General features: G+C 65.1%; 10 protein-coding genes. 2 read left to right on the top strand and 8 right to left on the bottom strand.

Annotated features, from left to right (window positions below; all coding sequences use genetic code 11):
- Positions 1 to 137 precede the first annotated feature (137 nt).
- Positions 138 to 1,631 carry an FAD-linked oxidase C-terminal domain-containing protein gene (locus B0G74_RS16970; RefSeq protein WP_132376007.1) on the bottom strand — a complete coding sequence of 498 codons (1,494 nt, stop codon included), beginning with the start codon at positions 1,629 to 1,631 and terminating at the stop codon, positions 138 to 140.
- A gap of 71 nt (positions 1,632 to 1,702) precedes the next feature.
- Complete coding sequence (locus B0G74_RS16965; protein ID WP_132376006.1) at positions 1,703 to 3,118, bottom strand: FAD-linked oxidase C-terminal domain-containing protein; 1,416 nt, start codon at positions 3,116 to 3,118, stop codon at positions 1,703 to 1,705.
- A 216-nt stretch (positions 3,119 to 3,334) separates the two neighbouring features.
- On the opposite strand from B0G74_RS16965, the gene B0G74_RS16960 reads away from it, so the two are divergent.
- On the top strand, positions 3,335 to 3,889 hold the full coding sequence (locus B0G74_RS16960) for a cob(I)yrinic acid a,c-diamide adenosyltransferase (RefSeq protein WP_132376005.1): 555 nt from the start codon (positions 3,335 to 3,337) through the stop codon (positions 3,887 to 3,889).
- A 77-nt stretch (positions 3,890 to 3,966) separates the two neighbouring features.
- Here the strand turns inward: B0G74_RS16960 and B0G74_RS16955 are convergent, their stop codons facing one another.
- The 5 genes from B0G74_RS16955 to B0G74_RS16935 form a co-directional block, all read right to left on the bottom strand.
- Positions 3,967 to 4,299, bottom strand: a complete 333-nt coding sequence (locus B0G74_RS16955) for an XRE family transcriptional regulator (protein WP_116142847.1) — start codon at positions 4,297 to 4,299, stop codon at positions 3,967 to 3,969.
- A 156-nt stretch (positions 4,300 to 4,455) separates the two neighbouring features.
- The gene (aroG, locus tag B0G74_RS16950; protein ID WP_012431785.1) at positions 4,456 to 5,529 is read right to left on the bottom strand and encodes a 3-deoxy-7-phosphoheptulonate synthase AroG; all 1,074 of its coding nucleotides are present in this window, start codon (positions 5,527 to 5,529) and stop codon (positions 4,456 to 4,458) included.
- Between the two features lie 378 nt (positions 5,530 to 5,907).
- A complete protein-coding gene (gene tldD, locus B0G74_RS16945; RefSeq protein WP_132376004.1) occupies positions 5,908 to 7,374 on the bottom strand; it encodes a metalloprotease TldD in 1,467 nt (488 codons plus the stop codon).
- Positions 7,375 to 7,494: 120 nt separating this feature from the next.
- Positions 7,495 to 8,346, bottom strand: coding sequence for a carbon-nitrogen hydrolase family protein (locus B0G74_RS16940; RefSeq protein ID WP_132376003.1), 852 nt, complete (start codon positions 8,344 to 8,346; stop codon positions 7,495 to 7,497).
- 129 nt (positions 8,347 to 8,475) lie between these two features.
- Positions 8,476 to 12,660, bottom strand: coding sequence for a YhdP family protein (locus B0G74_RS16935; RefSeq protein ID WP_132376002.1), 4,185 nt, complete (start codon positions 12,658 to 12,660; stop codon positions 8,476 to 8,478).
- Between the two features lie 195 nt (positions 12,661 to 12,855).
- On the opposite strand from B0G74_RS16935, the gene glnE reads away from it, so the two are divergent.
- Positions 12,856 to 15,648 carry a bifunctional [glutamate--ammonia ligase]-adenylyl-L-tyrosine phosphorylase/[glutamate--ammonia-ligase] adenylyltransferase gene (glnE, locus tag B0G74_RS16930; protein ID WP_132376001.1) on the top strand — a complete coding sequence of 931 codons (2,793 nt, stop codon included), beginning with the start codon at positions 12,856 to 12,858 and terminating at the stop codon, positions 15,646 to 15,648.
- A gap of 188 nt (positions 15,649 to 15,836) precedes the next feature.
- Here glnE and recN read toward each other — a convergent pair whose 3' ends face one another.
- Complete coding sequence (recN, locus tag B0G74_RS16925) at positions 15,837 to 17,507, bottom strand: DNA repair protein RecN (protein ID WP_132376000.1); 1,671 nt, start codon at positions 17,505 to 17,507, stop codon at positions 15,837 to 15,839.
- Between the last annotated feature and the right edge of the window lie 46 nt (positions 17,508 to 17,553).

Here is a 17,553-nt window from a genome sequence, read left to right as displayed (position 1 = left end):
TTGTGTTTCGTTTGATTGTACCGGGCGGGGGCCCGCTGGCAACCAGGAGCGGACCCGCATCGGGTAATCAGGGTGAGAGCAGGAAAACCGGCGCTCACGCGAGCTATGCGTGATGCGTCGGCGGGCACGGCACAGCGTTAAAACCGCGGCAGCTCCGGATGCGGCAGCAAGCCACCGCGCACGTGCATCTTGCCGTATTCGGCGCAGCGTGCCCGCGTGGGAATGCCTTTATCGGGGTTGAGCAGGCCGGGCGCGTCGAAAGCCCGCTTGACCGCGTGGAACGTGTCGCGCTCTTCGGGCGAAAACTGCACGCACATCGAATTGATCTTCTCGATGCCTACGCCGTGCTCGCCGGTCACCGTGCCGCCCAGTTCGACGCACGTTTCGAGGATGTCGGAACCGAACGCTTCGGCCCGGTGCCACTCGTCCTGGTCGTTGCCGTTGAACAGGATCAGCGGATGCATGTTGCCGTCGCCCGCATGGAACACGTTGATACAGCGCAGGTTGTAGGTCTTCTCCATCGCCTCGATGCGCGCCAGCAGCGGCCCGATACTGCGGCGCGGCACCGTGCCGTCCATGCAGTAATAGTCGGGTGAAATGCGCCCGGCGGCCGGGAACGCATTCTTGCGGCCGGACCAGAAGCGCAAGCGCTCGTTCTCCGAGCGGGAAATCTGGATGCGGGTGGCGCCCTGTTCGCGCAGCACCGCGGTCATGCGCACGATTTCATCGGCGACTTCTTCGGGCGTGCCGTCCGATTCGCACAGCAGGATGGCCGCCGCTTCGAGATCGTAGCCCGCGTTGACGAATTCCTCGACGGCGCGCGTGGCCGGCTTGTCCATCATCTCCAGCCCCGCCGGAATGATGCCCGCCGCAATGATGCCGGCGACCGCGTCGCCCCCTTTCACGACGTCGTCGAAACTGGCCATGATGACCTGCGCCGTTTGCGGTTTCGGGATCAGCTTGACGGTGACTTCGGTGACGATCGCAAACATGCCCTCGCTGCCGATCAGCACGGCCAGCAGATCGAGACCGGGCGCGTCGGGGGCGAGCGAGCCGAACTCGACGATTTCGCCTTCCATGGTCACGGCGCGCACGCGCATCACGTTATGCACCGTGAGGCCGTATTTGAGGCAGTGGACGCCGCCCGAATTCTCCGAGACATTGCCGCCGATCGTGCAGGCAATCTGCGATGACGGGTCCGGCGCGTAATACAAACCGTAAGGTGCGGCGGCTTCCGAGATGGACAGGTTGCGCACACCCGGCTGCACCGTGGCGGTCCGCGCGTACGAGTCGACCTCGACGATCTTGCGGAAGCGCGCAAGCGATACCACCACGCCGTGCCGGATCGGCATGGCGCCGCCGGACAGACCGGTGCCCGCGCCGCGCGGCACGATCGGCACGTCGAGGCGATGGCAGATCTGCACGATGCGCTGCACCTGCGATTCCGTCTCCGGCAACGCGACCGCGAGCGGTAGACGCCGGTAGGCCGCGAGACCGTCGCATTCGTAGGCGACGGTGTCTTCTTCGCGATACAGCAAACAATGGGTCGGCAATACGGCCATCAGCGCCTGCACGACTTCGCGCTGGCGCTGGGCGAGTACTTCGGCCGTCAGTTCAGCGGGTGCGTTCATGTGACTTGTCTCCTCGTGCCTTTCAAGTCCAACGCGGCTGGTTCTCTCATGCAGCCGCGCCTGAATACGCGTCATGCTGCCCAGGTGAAGATCTTGCCCGGGTTCATCAGATTGTGCGGATCGAGCGCGTGCTTGATCGAGCGCATGGTATCCACCGCGACTTCACCGTGCTCTTCGAGCAGGAAACCCATTTTGTGCAGGCCGACGCCATGCTCGCCCGTGCAGGTGCCGTCCATACGCAGCGCGCGTTGCACGATGCGATGGTTCAGACGTTCGGCTTCGACGAGTTCTTCCGGCTTGTTGGGATCGATCAGGATCGCGACGTGAAAGTTGCCGTCGCCGACATGGCCGACGATCGGGCAGGGCAGCGGCGACGCTTTCAGATCCTGTTCCGTTTCCTCCACGCATTCCGCGAGACGCGAGATCGGCACGCAGACGTCGGTTGTGACCGCGCGGCAGCCGGGTTTCAGCTGCAGCATGGCGAAATAGGCGTTGTGGCGCGCATTCCACAGACGGCTGCGGTCCTCCGGACGCGTCGCCCATTCGAAGCCTTCGCCGGCATTCTGCGCGGCGATCTCCTGGACCAGTTCGGCCTGCTCTTTCACGCTCGCCTCGGTGCCGTGGAATTCGAAGAATAGCGTGGGCGCTTCACGCAGCGTCAGATTCGAGTGGCGATTGATCGAGCGGATGGCGAGCGAGTCGACAAATTCGACGCGCGCAATCGGCACGCCCATCTGAATCGTTTCGATGACCGCGCGCACCGCATTGCCCATGGACGGGAACGCGCACACGGCTGCGGACACCGCTTCTGGTTGCGGGTACAGGCGCACGGTGATTTCCGTGATCACGCCGAGCGTGCCTTCCGAGCCGACGAACATGCGTGTGAGGTCGTAACCCGCGGACGACTTGCGAGCCCGCGTGCCGGTTTTGATCACGCGGCCGTCGGCCAGAACCACGGACAGCCCGAGCACGTTCTCGCGCATCGTGCCGTAGCGCACGGCGTTGGTGCCCGACGCGCGCGTGGCCGACATGCCGCCAATGCTCGCGTCCGCGCCCGGGTCGATCGGAAAGAACAGACCGGTGTCGCGCAAGGCCTCGTTCAGCTGCTTGCGCGAGATGCCGGGTTCGACCGTGACCGTCAGGTCTTCGGCGTTGATCGACAACACCCGGTTCATTTCCGACAGATCGATCGACACGCCGCCTTGCACGGCGAGCAGATGTCCTTCGAGCGACGAGCCGTTGCCGTAGGGGATGATCGGTACGTTGTACTGGCCGCACAGTTTGACGACGGTTTGCACGTCTTCAGTCGTGCGCGCGAAGACGACGGCATCGGGCAGTTGCGGGTCGAATGGCGATTCGTCACGGCCATGATGGGTGCGCACGGCTTCGGACACGGACACGCGATCGGCGAAGACGGCTTTGAGCGCGCTCAGCAACTCGGCGGGAAACGGCCGGCGCAGCGGGGCCGGCGGCACGGGATGATTCACGCATGTCTCCTGGTATTTGGGGCGGTGCTGGTTTGCAGCATGTGTTTCATTTTACGCCGATCACCCGTGGGCCGGCGTTGCAGCCGGCCAGCGCTTCTATAATGGCGGCGACTTCACGATGCGCGCAATATGGATAAACGCGGTGCCCGATGTGCCGCTGCGGATCTATGTCGGGCCATGGCGCGGCGCATCGTCATTGAATGCATGGGAGACTTTATGGGCAACCGTTTGAGCAAGATCGCCACCCGCACGGGCGACGACGGCACCACCGGTCTCGGTGACGGCAGCCGTGTGCGCAAAGACAGCGCGCGCATCGCCGCGATCGGCGACGTGGACGAACTCAACTCGAACCTCGGCGTGCTGCTGTGTGAAACCTTGCCGGACAAGGTGCGGACAGCGCTCGTGACGATCCAGCATGATCTGTTCGACCTCGGCGGCGAGTTGTGCATTCCCGGCCACACGATGATTACCGACCGGCAACTCGCGCAACTCGACGACTGGCTTGCCGACTACAACGCGGCTTTGCCGCCGCTGAAGGAGTTCATTCTGCCCGCTGGCTCGCGTGCGGCCTCGCTTGCGCATGTGTGCCGCACCGTGTGCCGCCGTGCCGAACGGGCGATTGTTGCGTTGGGTGAGCACGAGACTATCAACGCCGCGCCGCGCCAGTACGTGAACCGGCTTTCCGATCTGCTGTTCGTGCTCGCGCGCGTGCTCAATCGCGTGGACGGCGGCACCGATGTGCTGTGGCAACACGAACGCAGCGCAGGCTAAAGCCTGGTAGCCGCTGCAATAGGCGTAAGACCGCGCCACGACGCATGCAGCGTCAGCCGCATTGACGACCCCCTGCGTTAGCCAACCGCCAGCGTGACCGGCTTGCCGATCCGGCTCATCATTTCCACCAAAGTGTCGATGGTGAACTTGGTGGTCTTCTTGTTGACCACGTCGGACACGCGCGGGCGAGACACCATCAGAATCTCGGCCGCCTCGGCCTGCTTCAAATGATGCTGTTCGATCCAGGTGGACAGTTCCGTCATGAGCTGCTCCTTGAGCAGCCGCGTGTCGTTGATCTGTTTTTGCGATGCGGCGTGCAGGCGTTTCGCCTCTTCAGCGGAAAAGCCGAGTTCGAGGAACAGATTGGCGCCCGGCTTGGTTACGTGACGAATTTTGGTGTCGATCGTCATTTGTTAAGTGTTCCTATTGTTAACGATGGCGCGATACCGCGTTTTGGCAGTCTTCCTGTCGTGCGGACCGAGCACCATTCGTCCGTTCGGCCAACAAAAAGCCCGGCTCATCGAGCCGGGCTTCTCCGTGCATCCACTGCTGCAGTCAGCGTGGGTTCAGTTGCCGCTGCCGCGTGCCACACGGCGTTGCTTGACCGCGTCGGCGAGGCCTTCGAGCACGGCGACGCTTTCATCCCAGCCGATGCACGCGTCCGTGATGCTCTGGCCGTACGTCAGCGCGCAGCCTTCCTGCAGATCCTGGCGGCCCGCCACCAGATGCGATTCCACCATGACGCCGACAATCCGTTCGTCGCCCGAAGCAATCTGACGGCCGATATCCGCGCACACTGGAATCTGGTTCTCATGCTTCTTCGAGCTGTTCGCGTGGCTTGCATCGATCATCAGACGCGCGGCGAGGCCGGCCTTGCCGATGTCCGCGCACGCGGCGTTGACGCTGTCCGCGTCGTAGTTCGGCGTCTTGCCGCCACGCAGGATGATGTGGCAGTCCTCATTGCCCGCGGTCGAGACGATCGCCGAGTGGCCGCCCTTGGTGACCGACAGGAAATGGTGCGGCTGCGAGGCGGCCTTGATCGCGTCGACGGCGATCTTGACGTTGCCGTCCGTGCCGTTCTTGAAGCCGACCGGGCACGACAGGCCCGAAGCCAGTTCGCGGTGCACTTGGGATTCGGTGGTCCGCGCGCCGATCGCACCCCACGAGATCAGGTCGGCGATGTATTGCGGGCTGATCATGTCGAGGTATTCGGTGCCGGCCGGCAGGCCCAGTTCGTTGATGCGCAACAGCAGTTCGCGCGCGGTGCGCAGGCCGTCGTTGATCTTGAAGCTGTTGTCCATGTGCGGGTCGTTGATGAGACCCTTCCAGCCCACCGTCGTGCGCGGCTTTTCGAAGTACACGCGCATCACGATTTCGAGTTCGCCGGCGAAGCGTTTGCGCTGCTCGATCAGACGCCCCGCGTATTCCATCGCTGCCTTGGTATCGTGAATCGAACACGGTCCGATGATCACGATCAAGCGATCTTCCATGCCGTGCAGAATGCGATGCATCGCGGTGCGCGAGTTGTAGATCACGTCGGACACCGTTTCGTCGCAAGCGAATTCGCGGATCAGGTGAGCGGGCGGTGTGAGTTCTTTCAATTCGCGGATGCGGACATCGTCGGTGTTGTGCGGGGGCATCTTGTTCTCCAATCGGTTCGTAGCGTGTTCGCGCGGGCAATCAGGGTTGCGATGAAGCAGCGATGCCAGAGCGGACGACCATCAAAATTAAAGTTTTAAAGGCATGAGGCGAAAAAAAACCGCCAGGCTAGCTGGCGGTTTTTCGGGAATTCTCGGTGTCCTGCGTGCACTAACACCCCTCTCGATCCGCCAGCGGTCTGAGATGCCAAAAAAAGTAAAAATAAAACTTGGCGGACATGACGAATGAGGTCGCAGGTCAAAAAGGGTGAGTGACTTTATAACCCGGGCAGGCGGCACTTGCAAGCTGCGGGGCGTAAAAATGCGGAAAATCCGCATACTTCGCGCAATACGTGCACGAAGTATGCGCTTGCTGCCGAATCAGGCCGTGCCGCCGACCGTCATTCTGTCGATCCGCAGCGTGGGTTGGCCGACGCCCACCGGCACGCTCTGGCCTTCCTTGCCGCACACGCCGACGCCCGAATCGAGCTTCATGTCGTTGCCAATCATGCTGACGTACTTGAGCGATTCCGGGCCGCTGCCGATCAGCGTCGCGCCCTTCACCGGGTACGTGACCTTACCGTTTTCGATCATGTACGCCTCGGACGCGGAGAACACGAATTTGCCGTTGGTGATGTCGACCTGGCCGCCGCCGAAGTTCACCGCATACAGCCCGTTCTTCACGGAAGCGATGATTTCCTGCGGATCCTTGTCGCCGTTGAGCATGTATGTGTTGGTCATGCGCGGCATGGGCAGCGCCGCATACGACTCACGGCGCGCGTTGCCCGTGACCGGCATCTTCATCAGACGCGCGTTCAGCGTGTCCTGGATGTAGCCCTTCAGAATGCCGTCTTCGATCAGCGTGGTGCACTGGGTCGGATTGCCTTCGTCGTCGATATTGAGCGAGCCGCGGCGGTTCGGCAGCGTGCCGTCATCCACCACGGTGACGCCCTTGGCGGCAACCTGCTCGCCGATCCGCCCCGCGAATGCCGACGAACCCTTGCGGTTGAAGTCGCCTTCCAGGCCGTGGCCGATCGCTTCGTGCAGCAGCACGCCGGGCCAGCCCGGTCCGAGCACAACGGTCATCGCGCCGGCCGGAGCGGGGCGCGCGTCGAGGTTCACCAGCGCCGCATGGACGGCGTCGTCGACATAGCCCGACAGCACTTCGTCCGTGAAATAGGCGTAATCGAAGCGGCCACCGCCGCCGCCGCTGCCGATTTCGCGCCGGCCGTTCTGCTCGGCGATCACCGTGACCGAGACACGCACCAGCGGACGAATATCCGCCGCGAAACCGCCGTCGCTGCGCGCGACCAGCACCACGTCGTATTCGCCGGCGAGGCCGGCCATGACCTGCTGGATGCGCGGATCGCGGCCGCGCGCCATCTGTTCGATACGTTCGAGCAGCTTGACCTTGGCCGTCGCGTCGAGCGAATGCAGCGGATCGGCCGGCAGGTACAGATCGCGCCCGGCGATGCCGGTCAGCGACGACGCCACCTTGATCTTCTGCTTGCCGCCGCCCGCCTTGGCGATCGAGCGGGTGGCGAGCGCCGCCTGGCGGATCGCTTCGGGCGACAGGTCGTCCGAATAGGCGAAAGCCGTGCGGTCGCCCGATACGGCGCGCACGCCGACACCCTGGTCGATGCTGAAGCTGCCGGACTTCACGATGCCTTCTTCGAGACTCCACGCTTCGCTGCGCGTGTACTGGAAATACAGGTCCGCGTAGTCGATCTTGTGCGTGAAGATTTCGGCGAGCGTGCGGGTGAGCAGGGATTCGTCGAGACCGTAGGGCGTCAGGAGGATGTCCTTGGCGGTGGCGAGATTACGGATACCGGGTTCGATGATGTTCATGCGAAGTATGTTCTGCTCGATACGAAGGATTCGGTTAGCGCCTCTGTCACACACTATGTGAGTAGGAGACGCCGCAGTTTCAATGTCACGCGGATGGATTTATCAACTGGGTCAGAGGAGTCAACTGAGCACACGATGACGCCAGGCGGGCAGACTCTGTCGCACTTCGTCGATGCGCGCACGCTCGAGATTGCCGGCGACCACGCCTGCGCCTTCGTCGCGCACCGCGACGATTTCGCCCCACGGGTCGATCAGCATGCTGTGGCCCCACGTACGGCGGCCGTTTTCATGTTTGCCGCCTTGCGCCGCGGCCAGCACGTAACACTGGTTTTCGACCGCCCGGGCGCGCAGCAGCATCTCCCAATGCGCGCGGCCGGTCGTGTAAGTGAACGCCGACGGCACCACGATCAGCGCGCAGTCGCCCATGCGCCGGTACAGCTCCGGAAAGCGCAGATCGTAGCAGACCGACAGGCCGACGCGGCCGAACGGCGCCTCGAAGGTGCGGACTTCGCCGCCGGGGCAGATGGTGCGTGCCTCGTCGAACGATTCCTCGCCCTTTTCGAAGTTGAACAGGTGGATCTTGTCGTAGCGCGCGGCCTCGTTGCCTTGCGGGTCGAACACCAGCGTGGTGTTCAGCACGCGCGAGGCTTCGGGCGACATCAACGGCAGCGTGCCGCCGATCACCCAGATCTGGTGGCGGCGCGCGGCGTCGGCGAGAAAGCGCTGGATCGGACCGTCCTGATAGGGTTCGCGCACGACAAGTTTGTCCGTATCCTTGAAGCCCATGAAGCAGAAGTATTCAGGCAGCAGGACGAGTTGCGCGCCGTCGGCGGCGGCTTCGGCAATCAGGCGCCCGGCTTCGGCGAGATTGCGCTCGCGATCCGGTGTGCTCACCATTTGCAGCGCGGCGACACGGAATGCGCTTTCCAGGGAACCGCTGGAGACGGTTGACGAGACGTGTGTTTCGCTCATGAGCGTTTCGAAAAACTCCCGGCAAGACGGCGGCGCGAATGGCTTGCGCCGCATACGTCGTTCTAGGCTGGCTCGGGCCGCCGCTGCGGCACAGTGCCTGTCTGACCAAACAAAGGGCCGGATGCAGGCTCAGTGCGCGTCCACGGTCGAAGCCGGAGCGTCCATCTTACCGCGATCGCTCTTCACCCGCTCAACGTGCGGTTTCGACCACGAACCGGTGATCGCGTAATCGCGCGCGAACGCGTGCGAGACCGTCTGGCTGAAGGCCACATCGGCCACCAGCGCGCCCAGCCCGAGCAGCGGATTGATGACCGCCGCGGCAATCACACCGGCACCGGCGCTGACCGTTGGCACGATCCGCACGTGCAGGTCCTGGGTTTCTTGAGCGAGATCGACCGAGCCTTTCATCTCGGCGCGCGCGGGTGCGGTCACCATCTCGAAGTTCTCGGTGCGGCCAATGCCGTTGTGAACCTGCGCGGTGCCGGTGACATGATCGAACGGCAGGCCTTCGCCGATCACGTCGTGGAAATTCATGGTGGCGAAGCGCGCGAGGCTTTGCAGGCTGAGCACTCCCAGCAGCTTCGCGACGCCCGGATCGACCTTGAGAATCTCGCCGTGACGCAGATCGACGGCCAGATTGCCGTTAAAGGTCGGATAGTCGATCTTGGTCGGGCCGCCTTGCCACACCACCTTGCCCGAGAGCGAACCGCTGCCCGCCTTGAGCGTGCGCGGCTGGCCGAAGCGCTCCAGCAGCGCGCCGGCGTCCTTGATATCGAGCTTGAAATCGAACACGGTGCGGCGCGGCGTGGCTTCGTCGGCGCTGTTGCCGAGGCCGGTCGAGGTGCGCCAGTTCGCGGTGGCGGTCAGCGTAGCCGCGGGGTTGGTGATGTCGAGCTTGTCGAGTTGCCAGACCGGCACGCCGTCTTCGTCGAAGTTGTGCGCGTCGACTTCGAGGCGGCCAATGTTGCGGTCGCGCACGATCAACTCGTTGACCACCAGATCGATGGTCGGCATGTTCTGCGCCGGCGCCGAGATCGCCTGGCCGAGCACGTCCTTGTCGGTCGCCGACGGAATCACCACGCGGGCAAAGCGCGCCTGTAGCGTGCCCGGCGACTCTTTCGTCGCGCCCGGCAGCCATGACACATGGCCCGACACCTGGTTCGAGGCGATGTTCGCCTGCCATGTGCGGTCCGTATGCGATGCGCCGACGATCACGCTGTCCCAGTGCCGTTTGAGCAGCGTCAGCGTGTCGATGTGCAACGCGAAGCGGCTCGGCAGGAATTGCGCGACGGTCGGGTTCTGCACAGCCGGCGTCACGGCGGCGGCCGCTTCTTTACTGCGTATTTGCGTGATCAGCGCGCGCCACGCGTCCGCGTCGAATTCGTCCAGGTCGACGGCGGCGATCACCCCTTCGGACGGCAGGTCGGCGGGCTTGTTCACGCCGATTGCGCCGCGCACGACCGTCGGCGTCGTTTTCGGCTGATAGCGCAGCAGATAGGTGGCGGCGACCGGGCCGAAGGTGAGATCGGCGCGCTCGATTCCCGCTTCGCCCGGTGCGGCGGACGGGCTGACGGCGAAACGCAGCGGCATCGGCGTGCCGACCGGCTTGTTGAAAGGCGCGGGGAAGTCGAGCGCGAGGCCGGTCAGATCGGAGTGCGCCGTCACTTCGGGCAGCTGTCCTTTGGCGCCGCGCACGTTGAGCGCGTAGGGCGCGCTGCCGCTCATGCGCGTCAGCACCTGCGCGCCCGGCCCATGCAGATTGAGGCCGCGTGCGGCGTCGACGGCGATATGGCCGCCGAGGTCGAGCGCATAGGTGCCGTCCTTCTTCAACCCGCCGTTCGCATGCACGTCGCCGCCGAGGAATTGCCCGGAGAGCCGGTCCACCTGCGCCGTGTGCTCGGTGAAATGCACCTTGCCCTTCAGTTGCGACAGCGGCGGCACGTTCTCGACGCTCAGGCGATTGTTCTGGAAGCCAACCGCGCCTTCCACGGCGATGTGCGGCTTCGGCGTACGCGGCACCGTCAGCTGGAGCGCGAGCGACGCCGGCCCTTCGGCGCGCACCTTCTCGGTTTCATGCTTCGCCATGATGCCGAGCGAGCTGGCGTTCACATAGTCGAGCATGTCGGCGAGCGGCCCGTGGCCATCGCCCTTGATGACAAGGCTCGACGCCTTGGTGCCGAGGTCCTCGATCCTGCCGTTGACGCCGATCAGCGCGACCTGCTTGTAATGCGCCCGGTCGATGTCGAAGCGCAGCACGTTCTGCTTGAGCTCGAACACGCCGTCGATGCCGTCGAGCGCGGGCCACACGTTCGGCGTGCCGTTCTTCATCTTGCGCGGCGGGAAGGGTGTCGGATCGAACTTGCCGCCCTTGAACGGCGCAACGATATGGAACTGCCCGGCGCTCGGATCGCGCGAGTAGGGAAATTTGGTGAGATCGCCGTGAATCTCGATGGTCGCGCCGTGCGACATGCCGGCCTGCAAGCCGTGGCCGAGATAGATGCGCAGCTTTTCGCTGATGCTGGTCGGCAGATAGCGGACGATGCGCGACACCTGCGCGCGCTGGAAGTCGGCTTTCAGATCGAGCGAGCCGCGTCCGTGGCCGGGGTTGCTGTAGTCGGCGGAGGCGGTGGCCGCGGCGTCGGCGTTCGAGACGCCGAAATCGGCCAGCTTCACGGTGAAGGCCGGGCGGTTCTCGCCCGGCGCTTTCGGCGCAATGGTCCAATCGGCGCGGCCATGCAGATGGTCGAGCTTCAGGCGCGGGTCGTCGAACACGCCCGGCAGCGTAATGGCAACGTTGGAGGTGTTGAGCAGGGCGGTGCCGTGGGTCTCGTCGGCATCCACGTTGCCCCACAGATTCTCGATGCCGGGAATGCCAGCGCGCGGGTGATTCAGTGGCGTAAGCCCCGGCGGCGGTTCCTGAGCGGCGATGCTGATACCCTGCAGGTCGCCCTTGAAGCGATAGCGTTCGATCGGCTCGGCGCCGCTCGGGCGGCGGTCGCTGCCTGCTTCGCCGGACTCGGGTTTGCCGCGCTCGACTTCGATCACATAATTGGCCACCAGACCGCGCGGATTGAAGCGCACCAGACTGTTCAGGAGGCGCCGCGGCAGCGGCAACGCGCGGCTGAATTCGGCGAGGATGCCGAGGTCGACACGATCGCCGCTCACGCCGACGAGCTGCCCGTGTTGCTGCGAGGCGGTCCGGTAGCGGCCATTGAGCGTGGTGAACGCGAGTGTGCGGGTGAGCGGCGTGCCGTCGTCGAGCGGCGGCTGGCCGAGCTCGGCGTGCAGATTGGTCAGTTGCAGTCTGTAGTCGCCCTGGTCGGCTTCGAGGCGCCACGAGAAATTGGCGACCGGCACCAGCAGCTTCGGCTGGGTCGGACGCACCCGCATGGCGACGTCGGTGCCGGCGAGCTGCCCGCCCGCCGACTTCATGCGCCCGTCGGCGAAGTCGATCCAGATGGCGTTGTCGATTCGGCCGGCAAACGTCTCGATCGGGAAATTGACGTAGCGCGCGAGCGTCGGCAGATCGACCGGGCCGGTCGAGACGTACACCTGGCCGGTCCAGTTGATCGGCTTGCCGATCGCGGAGAGCCGCGCGTGTTTGAAGTGCGTGCGGAAATCGATCGGGCCGTGCAGGACCTGGCCGTCGGCGGGCGCCTGCAGTGCAAGGCGGTGATCGTAGCCGTCGTTCAGAATCGCGATGCGGATGTCGCGCAGCGCCAACTCCGGCGCGTCATGCTGCGCATCGCGCCAGCGCAGCGCGCCGCCGCGCACCACGATCGCCTGCTGACGCAGTAGCCAGGTGGACAAGGTGTCGTTGCCGCTGTGGCGAGTCGGCACCGGCACGCCCGCCACCGAAAGCACGCCGTCGCTGCTGCGCGACACCAGCACGTCCGGTTGATCGACGATCAGGCTGGACAGCGCGGGATGAAACTGCCAGAGCGATTTCCACGAGAGCGCGGCGGTGGCGTGCGGGATGGTCAGCGCGGCTTTGCCGTCGTGGTCGCGGATCACGAGATCGGTGACGTCGAGGCCCGGCTGGAAGCCGCTCCAATGCGGCGCGAGCTTGCCGATGGTGAACTGCGTGTGCAGCTTTTCGGAGATGGCGGCTTCGATGCGCGGCCGGAACGAATCGATCCGCGGCAGGACCACGTAGCGCAAGCCGAGAAACAGACCCGTCGCAATGAAGTACAGGACGAGCGCGAGCGCGAGGACCACGTGCAAGGTCCGACGCAGCACGATGTGGTCGCGTCCGCTCACAGGCCGGACCTGCGCAGTTTCGTGCGGGGCGGCGGATTCGTTTCGCTCGGACATGCTGCGGCGGGTGGGCGTATGGTAGTTTTGCGAATTAACGACGAAATGTAACACACGGGAAAGCGTAGGCGGACCTCCTGCAAACCCTGTCTGCATGCCGTCTCGCGACTTGCGCGAGGCTGCCGCGACCACCGCTACCGTGTACTACGACGAACTGAACCACGCTGATCAAGCAACGAGCGAGCCAGACCCTTGATGACTGACGCCACTCTCCTGAGTTCCAACTATTCACACTACGCGGCGCGCGCTGCGGCGGCCCGTCCGCAACTCGTGGCGCACGTGGCGGCGCTGGCGTCCGGGCCGCTCACGCGCGAGCGTATCGACGCGCGTTTCGACGCCTTGTGCGCCGAGTCGGCCGGCGCGGCCGATGCGCCATTGAGTGAAGATGCACTTAAACGGGCCTTGCGCCAACTGCGCACCGAGGTTTTTTGCGCCGTGATGGAGCGTGATCTGGCGGGTGAGGCGGATGTTGCCGAAGTCACCGGCGCGATGACGGACCTGGCGGAGACGACGATCCAGCGCGCGCTTGCGGTCCTGTCCGCCGAACTCGAAGCGCTATACGGCGAGCCGCGCAATCCGCAAGGCGAACGGCTCTCGCTTGGCGTGGTGGGGATGGGCAAGCTTGGCGGGCGCGAGCTGAACGTGTCGTCCGATATCGACTTGATCTTCATTTATGAAGAGGACGGTGAGACCGCCGGCGGCCAGCGGTCGCCGATTGCCACGCAGGACTTTTTCACGCGCCTCGGCAAGCGCCTGATCGGCGCCCTCGCCGAAGTGACCGGCGACGGCTACGTGTTCCGCGTCGATATGCGGCTGCGGCCGAACGGCGACTCGGGGCCGCTCGTGTGCAGTCTCGGCATGCTCGAAGAGTATTTCTACGTGCAAGGCCGCGAGTGGGAACGCTATGCGTGGATCAAGGGGCGTCTCGTGTCCGAAGCCGCGAGCGATGCCGCGCAACGGCTGCAGAAGCAGCTCGATGCGATCGTCACGCCGTTCGTCTATCGCCGCTATCTCGACTTCGGCGTGATCAGCGCGATTCGCGCACTGCATCTGCAGATTCGCCAGGAGGCGCAGCGGCGCGCGTCGATGCGTCCCGACAAGGCGGACGACATCAAGCTCGGGCGGGGCGGCATCCGCGAAATCGAATTCAGCGCGCAGGTGTTCCAGTTGATCCGTGGCGGCCAGGATGCGGGCTTCCGTGTGCGGCCGACGCTTGCCGTGCTGCGTCACGCGGCCACGCATGGGCTGATCGACACGTCGGTTTGCGTGAAGCTGTCGCAGGCGTATCGCTTCCTGCGCGAACTCGAGCATCGGCTGCAATACCGCAACGATGCGCAGACCCATGCGATGCCGGTCGATCGCGAGGAACGCGCGGCGCTCGCTCATGCGATGGGTTGCGACGACTACGCCGCGCTGATGGCCAAGCTCGACGCGCATCGCGAATTCGTCGAACAGCAGTTCGATCAGATTTTCGCCGACAAGGTGAGCGGCCGCGACGGCTGTGGCGCCCCCGAAGACGGCGCCGGCGTGTGGGTGTGGAGCAGCGCGCTCGCCGACGACAGCGCCGACGAAGCCCTGCAGGCGCGCCTGATCGAACTCGGCGTGGCCGAAGCGGGCGAACTGCTCGCGCGGCTGCGCGCGGTGTGGCAGTCGTCGCGTTATGCGGGGCTGGCCGAGCGCAGCCGGCAACGTTTCGACATCGTCGCGCAACGGGCGCTCGAAGCCGCGCGCACGCTGGAGCCCGCCGAGCGGCGCGGCGATACGGTGGCGCGCTTCTTCGACCTGCTTGAAGCAGTGAGCCGGCGCGGCGCGTATCTCGCGCTGCTGACCGAATACCCGCAGGCGCTGCATCGCGTGCTGTCGGTGCTCGGCGGTTCGCGCTGGGCGGCCGGCTATCTGATCCGCCATCCGCAATTGCTCGACGAATTGCTGGACGACGAAGCGATCAACAGTCCGTTCGACTGGCCCGAATTCAAGCGCACGCTGCGCCTGCGCCTTGCCGCGGCAGACGGCGTCGAGCAGCAGATGGATCTGTTGCGCCATGCCCACCAGGCCGAGGTGTTTCGCATTCTGCTAATCGATCTGGCCGGCAAGCTGAGCGTCGAACATGTGAGCGACCGGCTGTCCGAACTCGCCGATGCCGTGCTCGACGTCACGCTCGAGGCCGTCTGGAACCAGTTGCCGAAACGCCACCGCGACGTGCCGCGTTTCGCGGTGATCGCGTACGGCAAGCTGGGCGGCAAGGAACTGGGCTACGCGTCCGATCTCGACGTGATCTTCCTCTACGACGACCCCGACGACGCCGCAGCCGACGTCTACTCCACCTACACCCGCCGCCTGATCACCTGGCTCACGACGGCAACCGGCGCCGGCACCCTGTTCGACGTCGACTTGCGTCTGCGGCCGAACGGCGAATCGGGCCTGCTCGTCACCGATCTGGACGCGTTCCGCCGTTACCAGTTGCGCGAGGGCGACGCAGCGAATACGGCGTGGGTGTGGGAACACCAGGCATTGAGCCGCGCGCGTTACTGCGCGGGCGACGCTGAGATCGGCGCGAAGTTCGAAGCCATCCGCGAACAGGTGCTGACCACGCCGCGCGAAGCGGCGCCGCTGATGAAGGAAATTGTGGAGATGCGTGCGCGCGTCGAAGCGGGGCATCCGAACCATACGGCGCTGTTCGACCTGAAGCACGATAGCGGCGGGATGGTGGATATCGAATTCACCGTGCAGTACTGGGTGTTGTTGCACGCGGCGAGCGATCCCGAGTTGATCCGCAATACCGGCAACATCGCGTTGCTGCGGGAAGTGTCGCGCTTCGGCCTGATGAGCGAGGCGGAAGCGGAGACGGTCGGCGCGGCGTATCGCACGTACCGCAAGTTGCAGCACCAGTTGCGGTTGGATGGGATGGAGAAGGCGCGGGTCGAGCCGGCGCTGGTGGCTAGGGAGCGTGAAGCGGTGCTGGGGCTGTGGAAGCGTGTGTTTGGTTGAACGCGCGCGAGGGTTTCTCAAGCGGGATCTGCCTGGCGGCGCTTCGAGCGGCGGCGTGAGCGACGTCGCGGCCATCACTCTGCCAAGCGGGCGACGCGCCCAGCGATTCACCCTTAGCCGCCGTTCGTCGCCGCCAGTGCTCCGATCGCGAGTCGCGGATGGCGAGGGCATCCCCAGCCGACGAACAACTACGCCGCCAGCATTTCCTTCGCGTGCTTGCGCGTGGTCGGCGTGATCTCCAAACCGCCGAGCATGCGCGCGACTTCCTCGACGCGGCTCGCCTTGTCGAGCGAGGTCACGCTGCTGACCGTGCCGCCTTTGCCATTGCCCGCTTTCGCCACCTGGAAATGATGGTCGCCGCGCGCGGCAACTTGCGGCAAGTGCGTCACGCACAGCACCTGGCGCTGTTGGCCAAGCTGATGCAATAGCCGCCCGACCACTTCGGCGACGCCGCCGCCGATGCCCGTGTCCACTTCGTCGAAGATCAGCGTGGGTGTCGGGCTGGCGGCGCTGGCGATCACGGCGAGCGCGAGGCTGATCCGCGCCAGTTCGCCGCCTGAGGCGACCTTGGCAAGCGGCCGCAGCGGCACGCCGGCATGACCGGCGACGCGGAACTCGACCTGTTCGAGCCCATGCGCGCCGCCTTCGGGCAGCGGCACCAGCGCGACTTCGAAGTTGCCGCCTTTCATCGACAGTTCCTGCATGCCCGTGGTCACCGCCGCGCCCAGCGCCTTGCCGGCCTTGGCGCGCGCCTTCGAAAGTTTCTTCGCCTCGGTCAGGAAGTCTTCCCTGGCTTTGGCTTCGGCGGCGTGCAGGCTGGCGAGGTCGGCGGCCGCGTCGAGCGCGGCCAGTTGCGCGCGACGCGCCTCGTGTTCCTCCGGCAGCGTTTCCGGCTGCAGACGGAACTTGCGCGCGGCCGAATGCAACGCGTCGAGACGCTTCTCGACCTGCGCCAGCCGGTCCGGATCGAGTTCGAGCTTTTGCGCGTAATGACTCAGCGAATAAGCCGCTTCCTGCAGCTGGATTTCGGCCGGCTCGAGCGCGGCCAGCACGTCGTTCAAGGCCGGATCGATCTCCGCCAGATCGCGCACCTTCGAGACGATCGAGGAAAGATGCGTGATCATGGCCTCGTCCGATTCGGACAGCGCGCCGAGCGCGCCTTGCACGCCGTCGATCAGATTGGCGGAGTGCGACAGCCGCCGATGCTCGGCGTTCACTTCTTCCCACTCACCGGGTTGCGGCGCGAGCTTGTCCAGTTCGGTGAGCTGCCAGGCGAGGCGCTCGCGTTCCAGTTGCAGTTCACGGTCACGCGTTTGCGCGTGCTCGACCGCCTGAACCTTCTCGCGCCACATGCGCCATGCTCGCGTAACGGTTGCGGCAGTGTCGGACAGGCCGGCGTGTGTGTCGAACAGTTCGCGTTGCGCGTCGGGGCGCATCAGCAACTGGTGCGCATGCTGGCCATGAATATCCACCAGCATTTCGCCGACCTCGCGCAACTGCGCGAGCGTCGCCGCGGTGCCGTTGATGAAGGCCCGCGAGCGGCCGTTGGCATCCACCACGCGCCGCAGCATCACCGTGCCGTCGTGATGGCCGTCGTCGCCGGTCGTGCCGAGCGCCTGCTCGTCGAGCCATTGCTCGACCTGCGCATGCGTCTCGAACTCCGCAGTGATGTCGGCGCGGCCTTCGCCGGTGCGCACGACGTTCGCATCGGCGCGGGCGCCGAGCGCTAGCGCCAGCGCGTCGATCAGGATCGACTTGCCGGCGCCGGTTTCGCCGGAGAAAACAGTAAAGCCGCTGTCGAATTCGAGATCGAGCGCGGCGACGATGACGAAGTCGCGTATCGAGAGGTGGCGAAGCATGGAGATGGTCTGGTGAGCGTGATAGTCGGGTTTCGGCAGCGGCGGC

Source organism: Paraburkholderia sp. BL9I2N2 (assembly GCF_004339745.1).
Taxonomy (GTDB): domain Bacteria; phylum Pseudomonadota; class Gammaproteobacteria; order Burkholderiales; family Burkholderiaceae; genus Paraburkholderia.
This window is presented reverse-complemented; position numbering and strand designations above follow the sequence as displayed.